The organism is Enterobacter cloacae complex sp. HYC003_NIDB, assembly GCF_056673375.1.
Genome location: NZ_CP114220.1, coordinates 4,571,761 through 4,594,742, shown reverse-complemented (window position 1 = coordinate 4,594,742; position 22,982 = coordinate 4,571,761). Strand labels below are relative to the sequence as shown.

General features: G+C 53.7%; 18 protein-coding genes and 4 tRNA genes. 16 read left to right on the top strand and 6 right to left on the bottom strand.

The annotated features are described in order from the left end of the window. Nucleotides 1-5: 5 nt before the first annotated feature. Genes dppC through dppF form a run of 3 tightly spaced genes read left to right on the top strand, consistent with a single transcriptional unit; the run spans nucleotide 6 to nucleotide 2,912 of the window. Nucleotides 6-908, top strand: a complete 903-nt coding sequence (dppC, locus tag O1722_RS21985; RefSeq protein WP_033486943.1) for a dipeptide ABC transporter permease DppC — start codon at nucleotides 6-8, stop codon at nucleotides 906-908. 10 nt (nucleotides 909-918) lie between these two features. Then, nucleotides 919-1,902: a dipeptide ABC transporter ATP-binding protein gene (dppD, locus tag O1722_RS21980; RefSeq protein WP_033486942.1), complete on the top strand. Its 984-nt coding sequence runs from the start codon at nucleotides 919-921 to the stop codon at nucleotides 1,900-1,902. Next, entirely contained in the window at nucleotides 1,899-2,912 is a 1,014-nt protein-coding gene (gene dppF / locus O1722_RS21975) for a dipeptide ABC transporter ATP-binding subunit DppF (protein ID WP_017383568.1), read from the top strand. Before dppD ends, dppF begins: the two co-directional genes overlap by 4 nt. A gap of 42 nt (nucleotides 2,913-2,954) precedes the next feature. Here the strand turns inward: dppF and coaA are convergent, their stop codons facing one another. After that, nucleotides 2,955-3,905 (bottom strand): type I pantothenate kinase, encoded by a 951-nt coding sequence (gene coaA / locus O1722_RS21970; RefSeq protein WP_015569977.1) that lies wholly within the window; start codon nucleotides 3,903-3,905, stop codon nucleotides 2,955-2,957. Nucleotides 3,906-4,222: 317 nt separating this feature from the next. Here coaA and O1722_RS21965 point away from each other — a divergent pair. The 13 genes from O1722_RS21965 (at nucleotide 4,223) to rpoC (ending at nucleotide 18,285) form a co-directional block, all read left to right on the top strand. After that, a tRNA-Thr gene (locus tag O1722_RS21965) sits at nucleotides 4,223-4,298 on the top strand. An 8-nt stretch (nucleotides 4,299-4,306) separates the two neighbouring features. Beyond that, a tRNA-Tyr gene (locus O1722_RS21960) sits at nucleotides 4,307-4,391 on the top strand. A gap of 116 nt (nucleotides 4,392-4,507) precedes the next feature. Beyond that, nucleotides 4,508-4,582, top strand: a tRNA-Gly gene (locus O1722_RS21955). Nucleotides 4,583-4,588: 6 nt separating this feature from the next. Then, nucleotides 4,589-4,664: transfer RNA gene (locus tag O1722_RS21950), tRNA-Thr, on the top strand. A gap of 118 nt (nucleotides 4,665-4,782) precedes the next feature. After that, entirely contained in the window at nucleotides 4,783-5,967 is a 1,185-nt protein-coding gene (tuf, locus tag O1722_RS21945) for an elongation factor Tu (RefSeq protein ID WP_014885484.1), read from the top strand. Between the two features lie 227 nt (nucleotides 5,968-6,194). Beyond that, nucleotides 6,195-6,578 carry a preprotein translocase subunit SecE gene (gene secE, locus O1722_RS21940; RefSeq protein ID WP_003862342.1) on the top strand — a complete coding sequence of 128 codons (384 nt, stop codon included), beginning with the start codon at nucleotides 6,195-6,197 and terminating at the stop codon, nucleotides 6,576-6,578. 1 nt (nucleotide 6,579) lies between these two features. After that, nucleotides 6,580-7,125: a transcription termination/antitermination protein NusG gene (nusG, locus tag O1722_RS21935; RefSeq protein WP_003862341.1), complete on the top strand. Its 546-nt coding sequence runs from the start codon at nucleotides 6,580-6,582 to the stop codon at nucleotides 7,123-7,125. 156 nt (nucleotides 7,126-7,281) lie between these two features. Further along, on the top strand, nucleotides 7,282-7,710 hold the full coding sequence (gene rplK / locus O1722_RS21930) for a 50S ribosomal protein L11 (protein WP_003862340.1): 429 nt from the start codon (nucleotides 7,282-7,284) through the stop codon (nucleotides 7,708-7,710). Between the two features lie 3 nt (nucleotides 7,711-7,713). Next, nucleotides 7,714-8,418, top strand: coding sequence for a 50S ribosomal protein L1 (gene rplA, locus O1722_RS21925; RefSeq protein ID WP_006810530.1), 705 nt, complete (start codon nucleotides 7,714-7,716; stop codon nucleotides 8,416-8,418). Between the two features lie 289 nt (nucleotides 8,419-8,707). After that, nucleotides 8,708-9,205: a 50S ribosomal protein L10 gene (gene rplJ / locus O1722_RS21920; protein WP_003862338.1), complete on the top strand. Its 498-nt coding sequence runs from the start codon at nucleotides 8,708-8,710 to the stop codon at nucleotides 9,203-9,205. Between the two features lie 66 nt (nucleotides 9,206-9,271). Then, complete coding sequence (gene rplL, locus O1722_RS21915) at nucleotides 9,272-9,637, top strand: 50S ribosomal protein L7/L12 (protein WP_479954395.1); 366 nt, start codon at nucleotides 9,272-9,274, stop codon at nucleotides 9,635-9,637. A 319-nt stretch (nucleotides 9,638-9,956) separates the two neighbouring features. After that, complete coding sequence (rpoB, locus tag O1722_RS21910) at nucleotides 9,957-13,985, top strand: DNA-directed RNA polymerase subunit beta (protein ID WP_015569976.1); 4,029 nt, start codon at nucleotides 9,957-9,959, stop codon at nucleotides 13,983-13,985. A 76-nt stretch (nucleotides 13,986-14,061) separates the two neighbouring features. Next, nucleotides 14,062-18,285: a DNA-directed RNA polymerase subunit beta' gene (rpoC, locus tag O1722_RS21905; RefSeq protein ID WP_017384083.1), complete on the top strand. Its 4,224-nt coding sequence runs from the start codon at nucleotides 14,062-14,064 to the stop codon at nucleotides 18,283-18,285. Between the two features lie 115 nt (nucleotides 18,286-18,400). On the opposite strand, the gene O1722_RS21900 is transcribed toward rpoC, so the two are convergent. From O1722_RS21900 to thiG, 5 genes are all read right to left on the bottom strand, one after another. Further along, nucleotides 18,401-18,718: a PTS lactose/cellobiose transporter subunit IIA gene (locus tag O1722_RS21900; RefSeq protein ID WP_003862327.1), complete on the bottom strand. Its 318-nt coding sequence runs from the start codon at nucleotides 18,716-18,718 to the stop codon at nucleotides 18,401-18,403. Beyond that, nucleotides 18,718-19,026 (bottom strand): PTS sugar transporter subunit IIB, encoded by a 309-nt coding sequence (locus O1722_RS21895; RefSeq protein WP_010425948.1) that lies wholly within the window; start codon nucleotides 19,024-19,026, stop codon nucleotides 18,718-18,720. Before O1722_RS21895 ends, O1722_RS21900 begins: the two co-directional genes overlap by 1 nt. Before the next feature lie 180 nt (nucleotides 19,027-19,206). Beyond that, the gene (locus O1722_RS21890; protein WP_015569974.1) at nucleotides 19,207-20,748 is read right to left on the bottom strand and encodes a sensor domain-containing diguanylate cyclase; all 1,542 of its coding nucleotides are present in this window, start codon (nucleotides 20,746-20,748) and stop codon (nucleotides 19,207-19,209) included. A gap of 338 nt (nucleotides 20,749-21,086) precedes the next feature. After that, nucleotides 21,087-22,214 (bottom strand): 2-iminoacetate synthase ThiH, encoded by a 1,128-nt coding sequence (gene thiH / locus O1722_RS21885; RefSeq protein WP_032672128.1) that lies wholly within the window; start codon nucleotides 22,212-22,214, stop codon nucleotides 21,087-21,089. Beyond that, nucleotides 22,214-22,981: a thiazole synthase gene (gene thiG / locus O1722_RS21880; RefSeq protein ID WP_023302917.1), complete on the bottom strand. Its 768-nt coding sequence runs from the start codon at nucleotides 22,979-22,981 to the stop codon at nucleotides 22,214-22,216. Before thiG ends, thiH begins: the two co-directional genes overlap by 1 nt. Between the last annotated feature and the right edge of the window lies 1 nt (nucleotide 22,982).

Below are 22,982 nucleotides of genomic sequence, written 5' to 3'. Positions count from 1 at the left end.
CCATCATGTCACAAGTTACTCAAAATAAAGTGGTCACCGCACCGGCGCCAATGACGCCGATGCAGGAGTTCTGGCACTACTTCAAGCGCAACAAAGGCGCGGTTGTCGGGCTGGTGTATGTTTCCATCATGATCCTGATTGCGGTGTTTGCGAACTTCCTTGCGCCGTATAACCCGGCTGATCAGTTCCGCGATGCGCTGCTGGCACCTCCTGCATGGCAGGACGGCGGAAGCCTGACGCACCTGCTGGGCACCGACGACGTGGGCCGCGATGTGCTGTCGCGCCTGATGTACGGCGCACGCCTGTCGCTGCTGGTTGGCTGCCTCGTTGTCGTACTGTCGCTGATCATGGGGATCGTACTCGGCCTGGTGGCAGGCTACTTCGGCGGCATTGTTGATAACATCATCATGCGCGTCGTCGACATTATGCTGGCATTGCCAAGCCTGCTGCTGGCGCTGGTGCTGGTGGCGATCTTTGGTCCGTCGATTGGTAATGCCGCGCTTGCGCTGACGTTTGTTGCGCTACCGCATTACGTGCGTCTGACCCGTGCGGCGGTGCTGGTGGAAGTGAACCGCGACTACGTTACCGCCTCTCGCGTGGCGGGTGCCGGTGCTATGCGTCAGATGTTTATCAATATCTTCCCAAACTGCCTTGCTCCGCTGATTGTTCAGGCGTCGCTCGGTTTCTCTAACGCCATTCTTGATATGGCCGCTCTTGGCTTCCTTGGCATGGGTGCGCAGCCGCCAACACCGGAGTGGGGCACCATGCTCTCCGACGTGTTGCAGTTCGCGCAAAGCGCCTGGTGGGTCGTCACCTTCCCGGGTCTGGCGATTCTGCTGACGGTGCTGGCATTTAACCTGATGGGTGACGGTCTGCGTGATGCACTTGATCCCAAACTGAAGCAGTAAGAGGCACGAGATGGCGTTATTAAATGTAGATAAATTATCCGTGCACTTTGGCGACGAAGGCACACCGTTTCGCGCCGTGGACCGCATCAGCTACAGCGTTAATCAGGGCGAAGTGGTCGGGATTGTAGGAGAGTCGGGCTCCGGTAAGTCAGTGAGTTCGCTTGCGATTATGGGGCTGATTGACTACCCCGGCCGCGTGATGGCGGAAAATCTGGAGTTCAACGGTCAGGATCTGAAGCGCATTTCCGAAAAACAGCGCCGCCAGCTGGTGGGCGCGGAAGTGGCGATGATCTTCCAGGACCCCATGACCAGCCTGAACCCATGCTACACCGTCGGTTTCCAGATTATGGAAGCCATTAAGGTGCATCAGGGCGGCAACAAGAAAACCCGTCGCCAGCGTGCTATCGATCTGCTGAACCTGGTGGGGATACCTGACCCAGCATCGCGTCTGGACGTTTACCCGCATCAGCTTTCCGGCGGCATGAGCCAGCGCGTGATGATCGCCATGGCGATTGCCTGTCGACCAAAACTGCTGATTGCGGATGAACCAACTACCGCGCTGGACGTAACCATCCAGGCGCAAATCATCGAGCTGCTGCTGGAGTTGCAGCAGAAAGAGAATATGGCGCTGGTGCTGATTACGCACGACCTGGCGCTGGTGGCGGAAGCGGCACACAAAATCATCGTGATGTACGCGGGTCAGGTGGTGGAGACCGGAAGTTCGCATGATATCTTCCGCGCGCCGCGTCACCCGTATACGCAGGCGTTACTGCGCGCGCTGCCGGAGTTTGCCCAGGACAAAGCGCGTCTGGCGTCACTGCCGGGTGTGGTTCCGGGTAAATATGACCGTCCGCAGGGCTGCCTGCTGAATCCGCGCTGCCCGTATGCGACGGATAAATGCCGCGCCGAGGAGCCAGAGCTGAATCTGCTGGACGATGGTCGGCAGTCAAAATGCCACTACCCACTCGATGATGCCGGGAGGCCAACACTATGAGTACGCACGAGGCCACCACGCAACAGCCGCTGTTGCAGGCTATCGACCTGAAAAAACATTACCCGGTGAAGAAGGGGATTTTTGCCCCCGAGCGCCTGGTAAAAGCGCTGGACGGCGTCTCCTTCAGCCTTGAACGCGGTAAAACGCTGGCGGTCGTCGGGGAGTCGGGCTGTGGAAAATCCACGCTGGGCCGTCTGCTGACGATGATCGAAACGCCAACCGGCGGCGAGCTTTACTATCAGGGTCAGGATCTGCTCAAGCACGATCCGCAGGCGCAGAAGCTGCGCCGCCAGAAAATCCAGATCGTATTCCAGAACCCGTACGGCTCTCTGAATCCGCGGAAGAAAGTCGGGCAAATTCTGGAAGAGCCGCTGCTGATTAACAGCAATCTGAGCAAAGAGCAGCGTCGTGAAAAAGCGCTGGCGATGATGGCGAAGGTGGGGCTTAAAACCGAGCATTACGATCGTTACCCGCATATGTTCTCTGGCGGTCAGCGTCAGCGTATTGCCATCGCACGTGGGCTGATGCTTGACCCGGACGTGGTGATTGCCGATGAGCCGGTCTCAGCGCTTGACGTGTCCGTTCGCGCGCAGGTGCTTAACCTGATGATGGATTTACAGCAGGATCTGGGACTGTCGTACGTCTTCATCTCCCATGACCTGTCCGTGGTTGAGCACATTGCCGATGAGGTGATGGTGATGTATCTGGGACGCTGCGTGGAGAAGGGGACGAAAGATCAGATCTTTACTAACCCGCGTCATCCGTATACGCAGGCGCTGCTGTCTGCAACGCCGAGACTGAACCCGGATGACCGCCGGGAGCGCATTAAGCTGACCGGCGAGTTGCCAAGCCCGCTTAACCCACCGCCGGGATGTGCATTCAACGCCCGCTGCCGTCGCCGCTTCGGTCCGTGCACGCAGTTGCAGCCACAGCTGAAGGATTATGGCGGACAGCTGGTGGCCTGCTTCGCGGTCGATCAGGATGAAAACGGCGAAAAGCCGCAGGCATAAATAAAAAAACCGGCGCTAAGCCGGTTTTTTTACGTCTGAGATCTATTTCCGTAAACGAATCTGGTCGACGGCGTGTTTCTCACTCTTGGTGAGGATCAGGCTTGCGCGTTCGCGCGTCGGCAGGATGTTCTCTTTGAGGTTGACGTAGTTGATCTCATTCCACAGCCCGGTCGCCACGCTGATAGCCTCTTCTTCAGAGAGCTGGGCGTAGTTGTGGAAGTAGGAATCCGGGTCGGTGAACGCGCCTTCGCGGAACTTCAGGAAGCGGTTGATATACCAGCGTTGCAGCAAATCTTCCGGCGCATCGACATAAATTGAGAAATCGACAAAGTCAGAGACAAACACATGATGCGGATCGTGAGGATAATCCATCCCGCTTTGCAGGACGTTTAAGCCTTCCAGAATCAGGATGTCGGGCTGCACAACCGTTTTGTCGCCATCCGGGATGCGGTCGTAGATCAGATGCGAGTAAACCGGCGCGGTAACGTGAGGTACGCCCGATTTTAGATCTGAAACAAACTTTACCAGGCGGTGCATATCATAAGAGAGCGGGAAGCCCTTCTTTTTCATCAGGCCGCGTTCTTTCAACACCTCGTTGGGATGCAGGAAGCCGTCGGTGGTGATCAGCTCCACGCTGCGGTGTTCCGGCCAGCGGCTCAGCAGCGCCTGTAGCACGCGCGCGGTGGTACTTTTACCCACTGCCACGCTGCCCGCAATACTGATGATATAAGGAATACGTTGACCGTTCGTGCCGAGGAACTGTTCCAGTACGGCCTGACGACGCAAATTGGAGCTGATATAGAAGTTAAGCAAGCGAGAGAGGGGGAGATAGATTTCTGCCACCTCTTCCAGGGAGAGATCTTCGTTTATCCCTTTTAGCCGTGCGATTTCACCTTCCGTCAGTGTCATAGGGACGGAGTCACGCAGGGCTGCCCACTGGCTACGGTTAAACTGAAGATAGGGCGTCATTAACGTTTGCTCTTTTTTGCTCATAAGCATGCTTCTGTGAACCATCACGAAACGGCGGGTGCGGGCTCATCACATAGTTAATTTTGGACAATGGGCAGGAGGTTAACACCAGATGAGAGGAATAATAAGAAAAAATATGGGAAAGCGATGCTTAACCGGGCAGGCATCACCTGGGGCTATAGCGTGCCGAAATCAGGCGTTCATGTTGAATTTTTAACCGTGAGCGGATGAATTTACAGCGGTTAGCCCTGGTTTCGAATAAAATGTGAGCGAAAGAACGTTTTATGCAATTTTTTAGTTGCATGACTGCGCAGGTCTCCATAGAATGCGCGCTACTTGATGCCGACTTAGCTCAGTAGGTAGAGCAACTGACTTGTAATCAGTAGGTCACCAGTTCGATTCCGGTAGTCGGCACCATCAAGTCCGGTGGGGTTCCCGAGCGGCCAAAGGGAGCAGACTGTAAATCTGCCGTCACAGACTTCGAAGGTTCGAATCCTTCCCCCACCACCACTTTCTGGCAGCGACAACGCCGCCGGAGCTGGTTGGAAAAATTGACCAGCTCGAACAGAAAAGAGAGAAATCTCTTTTTTTGTTACAGAAAGAACTGGGTAGCCGAGTTTCAGGATGCGGGCATCGTATAATGGCTATTACCTCAGCCTTCCAAGCTGATGATGCGGGTTCGATTCCCGCTGCCCGCTCCAATACGTGCTGATATGGCTCAGTTGGTAGAGCGCACCCTTGGTAAGGGTGAGGTCCCCAGTTCGACTCTGGGTATCAGCACCACTTCACTTCTCCCTCCCTTTCTCTCTGTTTCAATGTAAATGTATTCAACAGTTCAGGCATTTTCGCCTGGTTGATGTGGTGATATCACCGATTTATCCGTGTCTTAGAGGGACAATCGATGTCTAAAGAAAAGTTTGAACGTACAAAACCGCACGTTAACGTCGGTACTATCGGCCACGTTGACCATGGTAAAACAACGCTGACCGCTGCAATCACTACCGTACTGGCTAAAACCTACGGCGGTGCTGCTCGTGCTTTCGACCAGATCGATAACGCACCAGAAGAAAAAGCTCGTGGTATCACCATCAACACCTCTCACGTTGAGTATGACACCCCGACTCGCCACTACGCACACGTAGACTGCCCAGGCCACGCCGACTATGTTAAAAACATGATCACCGGTGCTGCGCAGATGGACGGCGCGATCCTGGTTGTTGCTGCGACTGACGGCCCTATGCCTCAGACTCGTGAGCACATCCTGCTGGGTCGTCAGGTTGGCGTTCCTTACATCATCGTGTTCCTGAACAAATGCGACATGGTTGATGATGAAGAGCTGCTGGAACTGGTAGAGATGGAAGTTCGTGAACTGCTGTCTCAGTACGATTTCCCAGGCGACGACACTCCAATCGTTCGTGGTTCCGCGCTGAAAGCGCTGGAAGGCGACGCAGAGTGGGAAGCGAAAATCATCGAACTGGCTGGCTACCTGGATTCTTACATCCCAGAACCAGAGCGTGCGATTGACAAGCCATTCCTGCTGCCAATCGAAGACGTATTCTCCATCTCCGGTCGTGGTACCGTTGTTACCGGTCGTGTAGAGCGCGGTATCATCAAAGTGGGTGAAGAAGTTGAAATCGTTGGTATCAAAGAGACTGCGAAGTCTACCTGTACTGGCGTTGAAATGTTCCGCAAACTGCTGGACGAAGGCCGTGCTGGTGAGAACGTTGGTGTTCTGCTGCGTGGTATCAAACGTGAAGAAATCGAACGTGGTCAGGTTCTGGCGAAGCCAGGCTCAATCAAGCCACACACCAAGTTCGAATCTGAAGTGTACATTCTGTCCAAAGACGAAGGCGGCCGTCATACTCCGTTCTTCAAAGGCTACCGTCCACAGTTCTACTTCCGTACAACTGACGTGACCGGTACCATCGAACTGCCAGAAGGCGTAGAGATGGTAATGCCAGGCGACAACATCAAGATGGTTGTGACGCTGATCCACCCAATCGCGATGGACGACGGTCTGCGTTTCGCAATCCGTGAAGGCGGCCGTACCGTTGGCGCGGGCGTTGTTGCTAAAGTTCTCGGCTAATCGCTGATAACATTTGACGCAATGCGCAATAAAAGGGCATCATTTGATGCCCTTTTTGCACGCTTTCACATCAGAACCTGGCTCATCAGTGATTAATTTTGTCATAATCATTGCTGAGACAGGCTCTGCGGAGAGCGTATAATACGAAAAGCGAATAGCATTTCGATTGGTTTGCCTCGCACACGCGGGGTGAAAATGTTTGTAGAATACTTCTGACAGGTTGGTTTATGAGTGCGAATACCGAAGCTCAAGGGAGCGGGCGCGGCCTGGAAGCGATGAAATGGGTAGTTGTAGCCGTGCTGCTGATTGTGGCGATTGTCGGCAACTATCTTTATCGTGACATGATGCTGCCGCTACGCGCGCTTGCAGTGGTAATTCTGATTGCTGCGGCGGGTGGTGTCGCGCTGTTGACGACGAAAGGCAAAGCGACCGTTGCGTTTGCCCGCGAAGCGCGTACCGAAGTCCGCAAGGTCATTTGGCCGACTCGCCAGGAAACATTGCACACCACGCTGATTGTAGCGGCGGTAACCGCTGTAATGTCACTGATCCTGTGGGGACTGGATGGTATTCTGGTTCGCCTGGTATCCTTTATCACTGGCCTGAGGTTCTGAGATGTCTGAAGCCCCTAAAAAGCGCTGGTACGTCGTTCAGGCGTTTTCCGGTTTTGAAGGCCGCGTAGCTACGTCGCTGCGTGAGCATATCAAATTACACAATATGGAAGAGTTATTTGGCGAAGTTATGGTTCCGACCGAAGAAGTGGTTGAGATCCGTGGCGGCCAACGTCGCAAAAGCGAGCGTAAATTCTTCCCGGGTTACGTGCTGGTTCAGATGGTGATGAACGACGCGAGCTGGCACCTGGTGCGCAGCGTACCACGCGTGATGGGCTTTATCGGCGGCACATCTGACCGTCCGGCGCCAATCAGCGACAAAGAAGTTGATGCGATTATGAACCGCCTCCAGCAGGTTGGTGATAAACCGCGTCCGAAAACGCTGTTTGAACCGGGTGAGATGGTTCGTGTTAACGACGGTCCGTTTGCTGACTTCAATGGCGTCGTCGAAGAAGTGGACTACGAGAAGTCCCGCCTGAAAGTTTCCGTTTCTATCTTTGGTCGTGCGACCCCGGTAGAGCTGGACTTTGCTCAGGTAGAAAAAGCCTAAGCAGCGATCAAAAAAGCGACGATTTAATCGTTGCACAGGGCGCGAGATTGGAATACAATTTCGCGCCTTTTGTTTTTATGGGTCCCGACCCGTAAAACGAATTTTATTCACGGGGAGCCTCTCCGAGGCGTTATTACCCAATCAGAGGATTTTAGAATGGCTAAGAAAGTACAAGCCTACGTCAAGCTGCAGGTTGCAGCAGGTATGGCGAACCCAAGTCCACCAGTTGGTCCAGCTCTGGGTCAGCAGGGTGTGAACATCATGGAATTCTGTAAAGCGTTCAACGCCAAAACTGAATCCATGGAAAAAGGTCTGCCAATCCCAGTTGTAATCACTGTTTACGCTGACCGTTCTTTCACTTTCGTTACCAAAACCCCTCCAGCAGCAGTTCTGCTGAAGAAAGCAGCGGGCATCAAGTCTGGTTCCGGTAAGCCGAACAAAGACAAAGTGGGTAAAATTTCCCGCGCTCAGTTGCAGGAAATCGCGCAGACCAAAGCTGCCGACATGACTGGTTCCGACATTGAAGCGATGACTCGCTCCATCGAAGGTACTGCACGTTCCATGGGCCTGGTAGTGGAGGACTAAGAAATGGCTAAACTGACCAAGCGCATGTCCGTGATCCGTGACAAAGTTGATGCGACCAAACAGTACGACATCAACGAAGCTATCGCTCTGCTGAAAGAACTGGCAACTGCTAAGTTCGTTGAAAGCGTTGACGTTGCCGTTAACCTGGGCATCGACGCTCGTAAATCCGATCAGAACGTTCGTGGCGCAACTGTACTGCCACACGGTACTGGCCGTTCCGTACGCGTAGCTGTATTTGCTCAGGGTGCAAACGCTGAAGCTGCTAAAGCTGCCGGCGCTGAACTGGTAGGTATGGAAGATCTGGCTGATCAGATCAAGAAAGGCGAAATGAACTTTGACGTTGTTATTGCTTCTCCAGATGCAATGCGCGTTGTTGGCCAGCTGGGCCAGGTTCTGGGTCCACGCGGCCTGATGCCAAACCCGAAAGTGGGTACTGTAACGCCTAACGTTGCTGAAGCAGTTAAGAACGCTAAAGCAGGTCAGGTTCGTTACCGTAACGACAAAAACGGCATCATCCACACCACCATCGGTAAAGTGGACTTTGACGCTGACAAACTGAAAGAAAACCTGGAAGCTCTGCTGGTTGCGCTGAAAAAAGCAAAACCAACTCAGGCGAAAGGCGTGTACATCAAGAAAGTTAGCATCTCCACCACCATGGGTGCAGGTGTTGCAGTTGACCAGGCTGGCCTGAGCGCTGCTGCAAACTAATGCCTTTACGTGGGCGGTGATTTTGTCTACAATCTTACCCCCACGTTTGCTAACAAAAGTTAGCGGCTAAAAGAATTGTTCGTTGGAGCCTGGCCTATCCAGGCCTCCGTCGAAGACCGCAGGTGTTTCGCAAGAAACTTAATCCCCTGCGTAGACGGTGACAGAACGCTAAGATTATTTTAAATACTCTGGCTTGTTTCTGCTCACCGTATTAAGACGCTCTTCCCGTTGGGTCGAGTGAAGTGAGTTCCGGAACATGAGTTCCGGCAAACATCCAGGAGCAAAGCTAATGGCTTTAAATCTTCAAGACAAACAAGCGATTGTTGCTGAAGTCAGCGAAGTAGCCAAAGGCGCGCTGTCTGCAGTAGTTGCGGATTCCCGTGGCGTTACTGTAGACAAAATGACTGAACTGCGTAAAGCAGGTCGTGAAGCTGGCGTATACATGCGTGTTGTTCGTAACACCCTGCTGCGTCGCGTAGTTGAAGGTACTCAGTTCGAGTGCCTGAAAGACACGTTTGTTGGTCCGACCCTGATTGCATACTCTATGGAACACCCGGGCGCTGCTGCTCGTCTGTTCAAAGAGTTCGCGAAAGCGAATGCAAAATTTGAGGTCAAAGCTGCAGCCTTTGAAGGCGAGTTGATCCCGGCATCGCAAATCGATCGCCTGGCAACCCTGCCGACCTACGAAGAAGCAATTGCACGCCTGATGGCAACCATGAAAGAAGCTGCGGCTGGCAAACTGGTTCGCACTCTGGCTGCTGTACGCGATGCGAAAGAAGCTGCTTAATCGCAGTTATCTTTATAAAGCATTTGCTTACGTATAAACTTATTCTGATTTTCAGGAACAATTTAAATGTCTATCACTAAAGATCAAATCATTGAAGCAGTAGCAGCTATGTCCGTAATGGACGTTGTAGAGCTGGTTTCTGCAATGGAAGAAAAATTCGGTGTTTCTGCTGCTGCTGCTGTAGCTGTAGCTGCGGGCCCGGCTGAATCTGCTGAAGAAAAAACTGAATTCGACGTAATTCTGAAAGCTGCTGGCGCGAACAAAGTTGCTGTAATCAAAGCAGTACGTGGCGCAACTGGCCTGGGTCTGAAAGAAGCTAAAGACCTGGTAGAATCTGCTCCAGCTGCGCTGAAAGAAGGCGTGAGCAAAGACGACGCAGAAGCACTGAAAAAATCTCTGGAAGAAGCTGGCGCTGAAGTTGAAGTTAAATAAGCCAACTTTTCTGGTTGCAGCCTAAGCAATTAGGCTGATGGCTGGTGACTTTTTAGTCACCAGCCTTTTTGCGCTGTAAGGCATCAGCAGCATTTCACACTGTTTGACTGCTGGTTGTCCTGACAATGCTTGTTTCTATCGACGACTTAATATACTGCGACAGGGTGCTCGCTCTGTGTAAATCGCAATGAAATGGTTTAAGCGTGATAGCAACAGGTATTGCGGAAAGTATTCAATTTTCCGGTCCACAAAATGGTGTTGCACAAACTGTCCCTTCGTCGGACAGATGGGTCGACTTGTCAGCGAGCTGAGGAACCCTATGGTTTACTCCTATACCGAGAAAAAACGTATTCGTAAGGATTTTGGTAAACGTCCACAAGTTCTGGACATTCCATATCTCCTTTCTATCCAGCTTGACTCGTTCCAGAAGTTTATCGAGCAAGATCCTGAAGGGCAGTACGGCCTGGAAGCAGCCTTCCGTTCCGTGTTCCCGATTCAGAGCTACAGCGGTAATTCCGAGCTGCAGTACGTCAGCTACCGCCTTGGCGAACCGGTGTTTGACGTTCAGGAATGTCAGATCCGTGGCGTGACCTATTCCGCACCGCTGCGCGTAAAACTGCGTCTGGTGATCTACGAGCGCGAAGCGCCGGAAGGCACCGTAAAAGACATTAAAGAACAAGAAGTCTACATGGGTGAAATTCCACTCATGACGGACAACGGTACTTTCGTTATCAACGGTACTGAGCGTGTTATCGTTTCCCAGCTGCACCGTAGCCCGGGTGTCTTCTTCGACAGCGATAAAGGTAAAACGCACTCTTCCGGTAAAGTACTGTATAACGCACGCATCATTCCTTACCGTGGTTCATGGCTGGACTTCGAATTCGATCCAAAAGACAACCTGTTTGTCCGTATCGACCGTCGTCGTAAGCTGCCTGCAACCATCATTCTGCGTGCACTGAACTATACCACTGAGCAGATCCTGGACCTGTTCTTTGAGAAAGTGATCTTTGAAATCCGCGACAACAAGTTGCAGATGGAGTTGGTGCCGGAACGTCTGCGTGGTGAGACCGCGTCGTTCGACATCGAAGCCGACGGCAAAGTGTATGTGGAAAAAGGTCGCCGTATCACCGCGCGCCACATCCGCCAGCTGGAAAAAGATGATATCAAACACATCGAAGTTCCGGTTGAATACATTGCAGGAAAAGTAGCCGCGAAAGATTACGTTGATGAATCAACTGGCGAGCTGATCTGCCCGGCGAACATGGAGCTGAGCCTGGATCTGCTGGCTAAGCTGAGCCAGTCTGGCCACAAACGTATCGAAACGCTGTTCACCAACGATCTGGACCACGGTCCGTACATCTCTGAGACTGTACGCGTCGACCCAACCAACGATCGTCTGAGCGCGCTGGTCGAAATCTACCGCATGATGCGTCCTGGTGAGCCACCAACTCGCGAAGCGGCTGAAAGCCTGTTCGAGAACCTGTTCTTCTCCGAAGACCGCTACGATCTGTCCGCGGTTGGTCGTATGAAGTTCAACCGTTCTCTGCTGCGCGACGAGATCGAAGGTTCCGGTATCCTGAGCAAAGACGACATCATTGAAGTGATGAAGAAGCTCATCGATATCCGTAACGGTAAAGGCGAAGTGGACGATATCGACCACCTCGGCAACCGTCGTATCCGTTCCGTAGGCGAAATGGCGGAAAACCAGTTCCGCGTTGGCCTGGTACGTGTAGAGCGTGCGGTGAAAGAGCGTCTGTCTCTGGGCGATCTGGATACCCTGATGCCTCAGGATATGATTAACGCGAAGCCGATTTCTGCGGCAGTGAAAGAGTTCTTCGGTTCCAGCCAGCTGTCTCAGTTCATGGACCAGAACAACCCGCTGTCTGAGATCACGCACAAACGTCGTATCTCCGCACTCGGCCCAGGCGGTCTGACCCGTGAACGCGCAGGCTTTGAAGTTCGAGACGTACACCCGACTCACTACGGTCGCGTATGTCCAATCGAAACGCCTGAAGGTCCAAACATCGGTCTGATCAACTCCCTGTCCGTGTACGCACAGACGAACGAATACGGTTTCCTCGAGACCCCGTATCGTAAAGTGACCGACGGTGTTGTTACTGACGAAATTCATTACCTGTCTGCTATCGAAGAAGGCAACTACGTTATCGCTCAGGCGAACTCCAACCTGGATGACGAAGGCCACTTTGTAGAAGATCTGGTTACCTGCCGTAGCAAAGGCGAATCCAGCTTGTTCAGCCGCGACCAGGTTGACTACATGGACGTATCCACCCAGCAGGTGGTATCCGTCGGTGCGTCCCTGATCCCGTTCCTGGAACACGATGACGCCAACCGTGCATTGATGGGTGCGAACATGCAACGTCAGGCTGTTCCAACTCTGCGTGCTGATAAGCCGCTGGTTGGTACCGGTATGGAACGTGCTGTTGCCGTTGACTCTGGTGTTACAGCAGTTGCTAAGCGTGGCGGTACCGTTCAGTACGTTGACGCATCCCGTATCGTTATCAAAGTTAACGAAGACGAGATGTATCCGGGCGAAGCGGGTATCGACATCTACAACCTGACCAAATACACCCGTTCTAACCAGAACACCTGTATCAACCAGATGCCATGTGTGTCTCTGGGTGAGCCAGTTGAGCGCGGCGACGTGCTGGCAGACGGTCCGTCCACCGACCTCGGTGAACTGGCGCTCGGTCAGAACATGCGCGTAGCGTTCATGCCGTGGAACGGTTACAACTTCGAAGACTCCATCCTCGTCTCCGAGCGTGTGGTTCAGGAAGATCGTTTCACCACCATCCACATTCAGGAACTGGCATGTGTGTCCCGTGACACCAAGCTGGGGCCAGAAGAGATCACCGCTGACATCCCGAACGTGGGTGAAGCTGCGCTCTCTAAACTGGATGAATCCGGTATTGTTTACATCGGTGCGGAAGTGACCGGCGGTGACATTCTGGTTGGTAAGGTCACGCCGAAAGGCGAAACCCAGCTGACGCCAGAAGAGAAACTGCTGCGTGCTATCTTCGGTGAGAAAGCGTCTGACGTTAAAGACTCTTCTCTGCGCGTACCAAACGGTGTTTCCGGTACGGTTATCGACGTTCAGGTCTTCACCCGTGACGGCGTTGAGAAAGATAAGCGTGCGCTGGAAATCGAAGAGATGCAGCTCAAACAGGCTAAGAAAGACCTGTCTGAAGAACTGCAAATCCTCGAAGCAGGTCTGTTCAGCCGTATCTATGCGGTGCTGGTTGCCGGTGGCGTTGAAGCTGAGAAGCTCGACAAACTGCCACGCGATCGCTGGCTGGAACTGGGCCTGACCGACGAAGAGAAACAGAATCAGCTGGAACAGCTGGCTGAGCAGTATGACGAACTGAAACACGAGTTCGAGAAAAAACTCGAAGCGAAACGCCGCAAAATCACTCAGGGCGACGATCTGGCACCAGGCGTGCTGAAGATTGTTAAGGTGTATCTGGCTGTTAAACGTCAGATCCAGCCTGGTGATAAGATGGCAGGTCGTCACGGTAACAAGGGTGTTATCTCTAAGATCAACCCGATCGAAGATATGCCGCACGATGCTAACGGTACGCCGGTAGATATCGTACTGAACCCACTGGGCGTACCGTCTCGTATGAACATCGGTCAGATTCTGGAAACCCACCTGGGTATGGCTGCGAAAGGTATCGGCGATAAGATCAACGCCATGCTGAAACAGCAGCAGGAAGTCGCGAAACTGCGCGAGTTCATCCAGCGTGCCTACGATCTGGGTACCGACGTTCGTCAGAAAGTCGACCTGAACACCTTCAGCGATGAAGAAGTGCTGCGTCTGGCAGAGAACCTGCGCAAAGGTATGCCAATTGCAACGCCGGTATTCGACGGTGCAAAAGAAGCTGAAATTAAAGAGCTGCTGCAACTGGGTGGTCTGCCAACGTCTGGTCAGATTACGCTGTTTGACGGCCGTACCGGTGAACAGTTCGAGCGTCCGGTAACCGTAGGTTACATGTACATGCTGAAACTGAACCACCTGGTCGACGACAAGATGCACGCTCGTTCTACCGGTTCTTACAGCCTGGTTACTCAGCAGCCGCTGGGTGGTAAGGCTCAGTTCGGTGGTCAGCGCTTCGGGGAGATGGAAGTGTGGGCGCTGGAAGCATACGGCGCAGCATACACCTTGCAGGAAATGCTCACCGTTAAGTCTGATGACGTGAACGGTCGTACTAAGATGTATAAGAACATCGTAGACGGCAACCATCAGATGGAACCGGGCATGCCAGAATCCTTCAACGTACTGTTGAAAGAGATTCGTTCGCTGGGTATCAACATCGAACTGGAAGACGAGTAATTCTCGCTCAAACAGGTCACTGCTGTCGGGTTAACGCCCGACAGCAGAGTGTGCTAACTCCGACGGGAGCAAATCCGTGAAAGACTTATTAAAGTTTCTGAAAGCGCAAACTAAAACCGAAGAGTTTGATGCGATCAAAATTGCTCTGGCTTCGCCAGACATGATCCGTTCATGGTCTTTCGGTGAAGTTAAAAAGCCGGAAACCATTAACTACCGTACGTTCAAACCTGAGCGTGACGGCCTTTTCTGTGCGCGTATTTTCGGGCCAGTAAAAGATTACGAGTGCCTGTGCGGTAAGTACAAGCGCCTGAAACACCGTGGTGTGATCTGTGAGAAGTGCGGCGTTGAAGTGACCCAGACCAAAGTACGCCGTGAGCGTATGGGCCACATCGAGCTGGCGTCTCCGACCGCTCACATCTGGTTCCTGAAATCTCTGCCGTCCCGTATCGGTCTGCTGCTGGATATGCCGCTGCGCGATATCGAACGTGTTCTGTACTTCGAATCTTATGTGGTTATCGAAGGCGGGATGACCAATCTGGAACGTAACCAGATCCTGACCGAAGAACAGTATCTGGACGCGCTGGAAGAGTTCGGTGACGAATTCGACGCGAAGATGGGTGCGGAAGCTATCCAGGCCCTGCTGAAGAGCATGGATCTGGAGCAAGAGTGTGAAACTCTGCGCGAAGAGCTGAACGAAACCAACTCCGAAACCAAGCGTAAAAAGCTGACCAAGCGTATCAAACTGCTGGAAGCGTTCGTTCAGTCTGGTAACAAACCAGAGTGGATGATCCTGACCGTTCTGCCGGTTCTGCCGCCAGATCTGCGTCCGCTGGTTCCGCTGGATGGCGGTCGTTTCGCAACGTCGGATCTGAACGATCTGTACCGTCGCGTGATCAACCGTAACAACCGTCTGAAACGTCTGCTGGATCTGGCTGCGCCGGACATCATCGTACGCAACGAAAAACGTATGCTTCAGGAAGCAGTCGATGCCCTGTTGGATAACGGTCGTCGTGGTCGTGCGATCACCGGTTCTAACAAACGTCCTCTGAAATCTTTGGCCGACATGATCAAAGGTAAGCAGGGTCGTTTCCGTCAGAACCTGCTCGGTAAGCGTGTTGACTACTCCGGTCGTTCTGTAATCACCGTAGGTCCATACCTGCGTCTGCATCAGTGCGGTCTGCCGAAGAAAATGGCACTGGAGCTGTTCAAACCGTTCATCTACGGCAAGCTGGAACTGCGTGGCCTCGCCACCACCATCAAAGCCGCGAAGAAAATGGTTGAGCGTGAAGAAGCTGTCGTTTGGGATATCCTGGACGAAGTGATCCGCGAACACCCGGTACTGCTGAACCGTGCACCAACTCTGCACCGTCTGGGTATCCAGGCCTTTGAGCCAGTCCTGATCGAAGGTAAAGCGATCCAGCTGCACCCGCTGGTTTGTGCGGCCTATAACGCCGACTTCGATGGTGACCAGATGGCTGTTCACGTACCGCTGACGCTGGAAGCCCAGCTCGAAGCGCGTGCGCTGATGATGTCTACCAACAACATCCTGTCTCCAGCGAACGGTGAACCTATCATCGTTCCTTCTCAGGACGTTGTACTGGGTCTGTACTACATGACCCGTGACTGTGTTAACGCCAAAGGCGAAGGCATGGTGCTGACTGGCCCGAAAGAAGCTGAGCGTATTTATCGCGCTGGCCTGGCCTCTCTGCATGCGCGCGTTAAAGTGCGTATCACCGAATACGAAAAAGATGAAAACGGCGAGTTCGTTGCGCACACCAGCCTGAAAGACACGACCGTTGGCCGTGCCATTCTGTGGATGATCGTACCGAAAGGTCTGCCTTTCTCCATCGTCAACCAGGCGCTGGGCAAGAAAGCGATCTCCAAAATGCTGAACACCTGTTACCGCATTCTGGGTCTGAAGCCGACCGTTATCTTCGCTGACCAGACAATGTACACCGGCTTTGCTTATGCAGCGCGTTCAGGTGCATCTGTTGGTATCGATGACATGGTCATCCCAGAGAAGAAACACGAGATCATCTCTGAAGCGGAAGCTGAAGTTGCTGAGATCCAGGAGCAGTTCCAGTCTGGTCTGGTAACCGCAGGCGAACGTTACAACAAAGTTATCGATATCTGGGCTGCGGCGAACGATCGTGTATCTAAAGCGATGATGGATAACCTGCAAACCGAAACCGTGATTAACCGTGACGGCGTAGAAGAGCAGCAGGTCTCCTTCAACAGCATCTACATGATGGCCGACTCCGGTGCGCGTGGTTCTGCGGCACAGATTCGTCAGCTGGCAGGTATGCGTGGTCTGATGGCGAAGCCAGATGGCTCCATCATCGAAACGCCAATCACCGCGAACTTCCGTGAAGGTCTGAACGTACTCCAGTACTTCATCTCCACGCACGGTGCGCGTAAAGGTCTGGCGGATACCGCACTGAAAACGGCGAACTCCGGTTATCTGACGCGTCGTCTGGTTGACGTTGCGCAGGATCTGGTCGTCACCGAAGACGATTGTGGCACCCTCGAAGGTATCACCATGACCCCGGTTATCGAGGGTGGTGATGTTAAAGAGCCGCTGCGCGATCGCGTACTGGGTCGTGTGACCGCGGAAGACATTCTGAAGCCGGGCACCGCAGACATTCTGGTTCCACGCAACACCCTGCTGCACGAACAGTGGTGTGACCTGCTGGAAGCGAACTCTGTTGACTCCGTGAAAGTGCGTTCCGTTGTATCCTGTGACACCGACTTTGGTGTGTGTGCGCACTGCTACGGTCGTGACCTGGCGCGTGGCCACATCATCAACAAAGGTGAGGCTATCGGCGTTATCGCGGCACAGTCCATCGGTGAGCCGGGTACACAGCTGACGATGCGTACGTTCCACATCGGTGGTGCGGCATCTCGTGCGGCTGCTGAATCCAGCATCCAGGTGAAAAACAAAGGTAGCATCAAGCTCAGCAACGCGAAGTCGGTTGTGAACTCCAGCGGTAAACTGGTTATCACTTCCCGTAACACCGAGCTGAAGCTGATCGACGAATTCGGTCGTACCAAAGAGAGCTATAAAGTGCCTTACGGTGCGGTTATGGCGAAAGGTGATGGCGAGCAGGTTGCTGGCGGTGAAACCGTTGCAAACTGGGATCCACACACCATGCCGGTTATCACCGAAGTAAGTGGTTTCATCCGCTTCACTGACATGATCGACGGCCAGACCATTACTCGTCAGACCGACGAGCTGACCGGTCTGTCTTCTCTGGTGGTTCTGGATTCTGCTGAACGTACTACCGGCGGTAAAGATCTGCGTCCTGCACTGAAAATCGTTGATGCTCAGGGTAACGACGTTCTGATCCCTGGTACCGATATGCCTGCGCAGTACTTCCTGCCGGGTAAAGCGATTGTACAGCTGGAAGATGGCGTACAGATCAGCTCTGGTGACACCCTGGCGCGTATTCCTCAGGAATCCGGCGGTACCAAGGACATCACCGGTGGTCTGCCACGCGTTGCGGACCTGTTCGAAGCACGTCGTCCGAAAGAGCCTGCGATCCTGGCTGAAATCAGCGGTATCATCTCCTTCGGTAAAGAGACCAAAGGTAAGCGCCGCCTGGTTATTACGCCAGTAGATGGCAGCGAGCCGTACGAAGAGATGATTCCTAAGTGGCGTCAGCTCAACGTGTTCGAAGGTGAACGCGTAGAACGTGGTGACGTGGTTTCCGATGGTCCAGAAGCGCCGCACGACATCCTGCGTCTGCGTGGTGTGCATGCTGTTACCCGTTACATCGTTAACGAAGTACAGGACGTATACCGTCTGCAAGGCGTTAAGATTAACGATAAACACATTGAAGTTATCGTTCGTCAGATGCTGCGTAAAGCAACCATCGAAAACGCGGGCAGCTCCGACTTCCTGGAAGGCGAGCAGGTTGAATACTCACGCGTTAAGATCGCTAACCGCGATCTGGAAGCGAACGGCAAAATCGGTGCGACCTTCGCACGCGATCTGCTGGGTATCACCAAAGCGTCTCTGGCAACCGAGTCCTTCATCTCTGCTGCATCGTTCCAGGAAACCACTCGTGTCCTGACCGAAGCGGCTGTTGCAGGTAAACGTGATGAACTGCGCGGTCTGAAAGAGAACGTTATCGTGGGTCGTCTGATCCCGGCCGGTACCGGTTATGCGTACCACCAGGATCGTATGCGTCGTCGCGCAGCGGGCGAACTGCCAGCTGCACCGCAGGTGACTGCCGAAGATGCATCCGCGAGCCTTGCAGAACTGCTGAACGCAGGTCTGGGCGGTTCCGACAACGAGTAATCGTTGATGCCCGGTAGGTAAAATTACCGGGCATATGAATCACAGGTCGGGTAAGCGTAGCGCCACCCGACAATAAAAAACCCGCCTCGGCGGGTTTTTTTACATCTGTATGTCTTCAGTTCACTAACGGGATACGTCGATAAAGCTCAATCATATCGCCCGCCAGATCCTGAATAACCATCGCGTTCATCAGGTGATCCTGAGAGTGAACGGTGATCAGGTTAACCGGAAGTTTCCCGGTCCCTTCATCAAGACCGATAAGCTGCGTCTGGATCGTATGCGCATGTTTCACATATTCACGCGATTCTTCCATCGCTTTCTCGGCTTCATCAAAGTCGCCTTTTCGCGCCATCTGTAACGCCGTCAGGGCCGCGCTGCGCGCTGCGCCTGCGTTGACCAGCAGTTCCATAATCGTGGTTTCTAAGTCTTCCATTATGACTCCAGAAGTTTGAGCGCTTTTTCCAGTACGGCATCACCTTTCATCATGCCGTAATCCATCATGTCGATGACCGCAACCTTTTTTCCGAGCGGATCGGCCTGCGCCTGGAGTTTTGCCTGTTCGTATTTAACCTGTGGCCCCAGTAATACGATATCAGCCGTCGCGATGTTATCTTTAAACTCCGCGACCGGAACGGCTTTAATGGTTACTTCGACTCCTTTTTTCTGCGCGGCATCTTTCATACGTTGAACCAGCATGCTGGTTGACATTCCCGCTGCACAGCATAAAACGATGTTCTTCATAGTCAGCCTCGATCTACATGTGTTTATTGATAATTATCCCGTGCAGACCGCTTCAACAACCGCTTTACCGCGATTGTGTGTCAGGCATCACAAAGAAATCGGCATTTTCCTGAAACCGGTTACAATTTTACAGCGGAGAGCATTCTGCCCGTCAGATCGGGCAGAATTTGAGGAAGGGTATTATCGGCTGGCCGTGCTTACGATGCGGTTTTTACCCTGTTGTTTAGCGGTATACAGCGCTTCATCTACGCTACCGATAAATTGTTCCAGCGGTTCGAAGTGCCACTCTCCCATCCCGGCGCTGAAGGTCACTCGCAGGTTCTCTTCCCGCCAGGTCCGCTTTTCAACGGCGGTGCGCCAGGCTTCCAGTAGCGCGTGCGCGGAGTTCATCAGCTCGGCCGGGAATATCACGCCGAACTCTTCTCCACCGTAGCGGTAAACGGAAACGTGGTGCGGCTGCATGATCTGAATACCTTCCCGCGCCACGTTGCGCAGCACAATATCCCCGCTCAGGTGGCCCCAGGTGTCGTTAATGGATTTGAAGTTATCGATGTCGATCAGCGCCAGAACGAAGGGTTGATGAGCGGTCAGCAGCTCATCCACATCGTTATCGAACGCACGGCGATTTTTGCAACCTGTCAGCGCATCATGGGTGGCCTGACGGACATAGGCCAGCTCGCGTTCTTTATTGGTTCGAATGGTATGGCTGAGCATCGCCTCAAGGCGTGGCGCCTGGTTGACGTCGCCGGTTTTGATGGCGTTGATAATGTTCATCAGCACAGAACGCGAGGCATGACGAAGGTAAAGCCCGAACAAAATGATGATGATTGCCGCGAGCGCAAATCCCCAGCCGACGACGGTGGTTTCATGCCGGGTGATGACGGTAAGCGTGGCATCGGAGACCCGATAAATCACAAACCAGTCCGGATTGGTGAAAGAGTAGTAGTAATACCAGGTTTTACTTTTGGGGTCGAAAAGATGGCCTTCGCCGCTGGTCATTTTGTCCATCAGCGCTTCGCTTACGTACTGCTTAAAGAGCGCCCCCGTGTCCGGATGCAGCACAACGGCGCCGTCACGCTCCACGACAAAAAACTCACCCTGAACAGGCGCCACCATCTGGCGCAGGGTATACCCCATGGACGTTAAATCAAGATGGAAAGCGAGCGTGCCCTTCAGACGGCCTTCAGGTGAAATGACCGGCTTATAGAGGGTGACAGTAGGATGTTGGGTGAAATAGTCCAGATAGGGGCGGGTGTAGTGAGGAAAGTTGCTGGCTTCCGCTTGCCCGACAAACCATGGGCGGGTTCTGGCGTCGAACGACTTACTTTTCTCCGTTGGCAGCACTTCCGGCGCGCGCAGATGGCGCCCTTCTGTGTCCGCCAGAGAGATAGACGACACCGTCGGCATCAGGTTCTGCAAATGCATCAACATCTGCAAACCGTGTGTCGGATCGATATTTATTGTCTGATTCACTCTGTCATTACGGGCGAAGTACATCGCAGCGCGACCAAGAATATAGTCATTTTCTCGCAGGATGGATTCGGTATAGTTCACCGCCAGATTATGGGTGAAGTTACCATTAATCTTATGATAATCCTCAAGAAAATCCTTTCTCTGTGAAAGGACGACCAGGACGGCGATCAGCGCGAAACTGAACAGTATCCCCGCGAAGCTGACCATAATTGGCCGGGTAAAAGAGAGCTTTTTACTGTGGAGTGCCATGAGTTGTACATCAATCCAGATGGTAGACGCGTTGCGTCTGTCGATACCCTCAGCATAGTCGCTGTCCGGTTGCTGGTAGTAAATTATACAGAAGGCGATTACCGACGAGATGATTTATCTTAAGCGTAGATAAGAAACGACGTATTTATTGTATCAATTGAATTTTGTTTAAGAGGCGGAGGGCAGGGCGAAACGAGGAAGAAGCATTTTCACCCTGGTCAGCGTCCGTTGCTGACGTGGTTAAGCATAAGAAAACCGGGCAGATCGCCTCAATCGCCCGGTTATGATCTTACGAGCCGCCTCGTAACCTTTTCGCATTTTTGCAGACAGTTTCAGCGCTAATGCGAGGCTCTTCCCAGCCAGCTATCCCAGTCTTTCCACACCGGCTGTAGCCCCTGTGCAGTCAGGGCTTCCGCCACCGCTTCGGGCCGTCGGCCGTCGTGCGGTGCAAACTGTTCCAGTTCCGGGTGATCGTCCGCGTAACCGCCCGGCTGCGTTTTGGAAAAGGCGCTGACGTTATTGATCGCCAGCGGGATCGCGCGATCGCGAAACGCGGGGGATTCACGCGTGGAGAGCGACAATTCCACTTCCGGCGCGAACAGGCGAAATGCACACAGGGTTTGCACCAGCTGGCGCTCATCCATCAGCGAGGCGGGTTCAACGCCTCCCGTACAGGGACGCAGCCGCGGGAAAGAGATGGAATAGCGGCTTTGCCAGTACTGCTGCTGTAGCCACAGCAGATGCTCCGCCACCATATAGCAGTCCACCCGCCAGCTGTCGGACAGACCGATAAGCGCGCCCAGCCCAATTTTATCGATACCGGCGCGCCCCAGCCTGTCCGGTGTTTCCAGCCGGAAGATGAAATCCTGCTTCTTCCCTTTCAGGTGATGCCGGGCATAGGTCGCCTCATGGTAGGTTTCCTGATAAACCATTACGCCGTCCAGCCCGAGGGTTTTCAGCTCTGCATATTCCTCCTGCGACAGAGGCTGCACTTCCATTTGCAACGAGGCAAATTCGCGGCGGATGGCCGGAAGATGCTGGCGAAAATAGTCCATCCCCACTTTGCCCTGATGTTCACCCGTCACCAGCAGGAGATGTTCAAAACCCATCTCACGAATAGCCGCACACTCGCGGGCGATCTCATGCTCATCCAGCGTTTTACGCTTAATACGGTTGCTCATGGAGAAACCACAGTAGGTGCAATCGTTGGCGCACAGGTTAGAAAGATAGAGCGGCACGTAAAAGCTCACCGTGTTGCCAAAGCGCTGGCGGGTGAGGCGTTGCGCGCGCTGGGCCATCGGTTCAAGGTACGCGCAGGCTGCCGGAGAAAGCAGGGCCATCAAATCCTCGCGCGTCAAATGTTTGGCTGTTAATGCCCGCTCTACGTCCGCAGAGGTTTTACTGTTGATGCGTAAGGCAATATCGTCCCAGTTAAGCTGACGCCAGCGATCGGTAAAGGTAGCCATCAGAGCGCCTCCAGAAAATCGGTCAGCGGGCTGGTGGCCTGCGCCTGAACACTGCGCGAGCCGGGGCCGGACTGCCGAGCCAGCAGACCGGACTCCACGGCAAGGCGGAACGCACGCGCCATCATCACCGGGTCGTCGGCCACCGCAATCGCGGTATTGACCAGCACCGCATCGGCCCCCATCTCCAGCGCCTGCGCGGCGTGACTGGGTACGCCGATGCCCGCATCCACCACCACCGGCACGGTCGCCTGCTCAATAATGATTTCCAGCATCGCGCGGGTCTCCAGCCCCTGGTTGGAGCCAATGGGGGCGCCCAGCGGCATTACGGCCGCGCAGCCGACCTCTTCCAGACGCTTACAGAGCACGGGGTCGGCACCACAGTAGGGCAGAACGGTGAATCCCTGCTGCACCAGCTTCTCTGCCGCTTTCAGGGTTTCGATCGGATCGGGCAACAGCCAGCGGGCGTCCGGGTGAATTTCCAGCTTCAGCCAGCGGGTGCCGAGCGCTTCCCGCGCCAGTTGCGCAGCGAAAATTGCTTCCTCGGCCGTTTTCGCACCGGAGGTATTCGGTAAGAGCGTCACGCCTGCCTCCAGTAACGGCGCAAGTATGGCATCGTTGTGCTGACGCAAATCCACGCGCTTCATCGCCAGCGTCACCAGCTGGCTGCCGCTTTCACGAATGGCATCCACCATCAGCTGCGGGGAGGCGAATTTTCCGGTTCCGGTAAACAGATGTGAATCAAAGACTTTGTCGGCAATACGTAACATC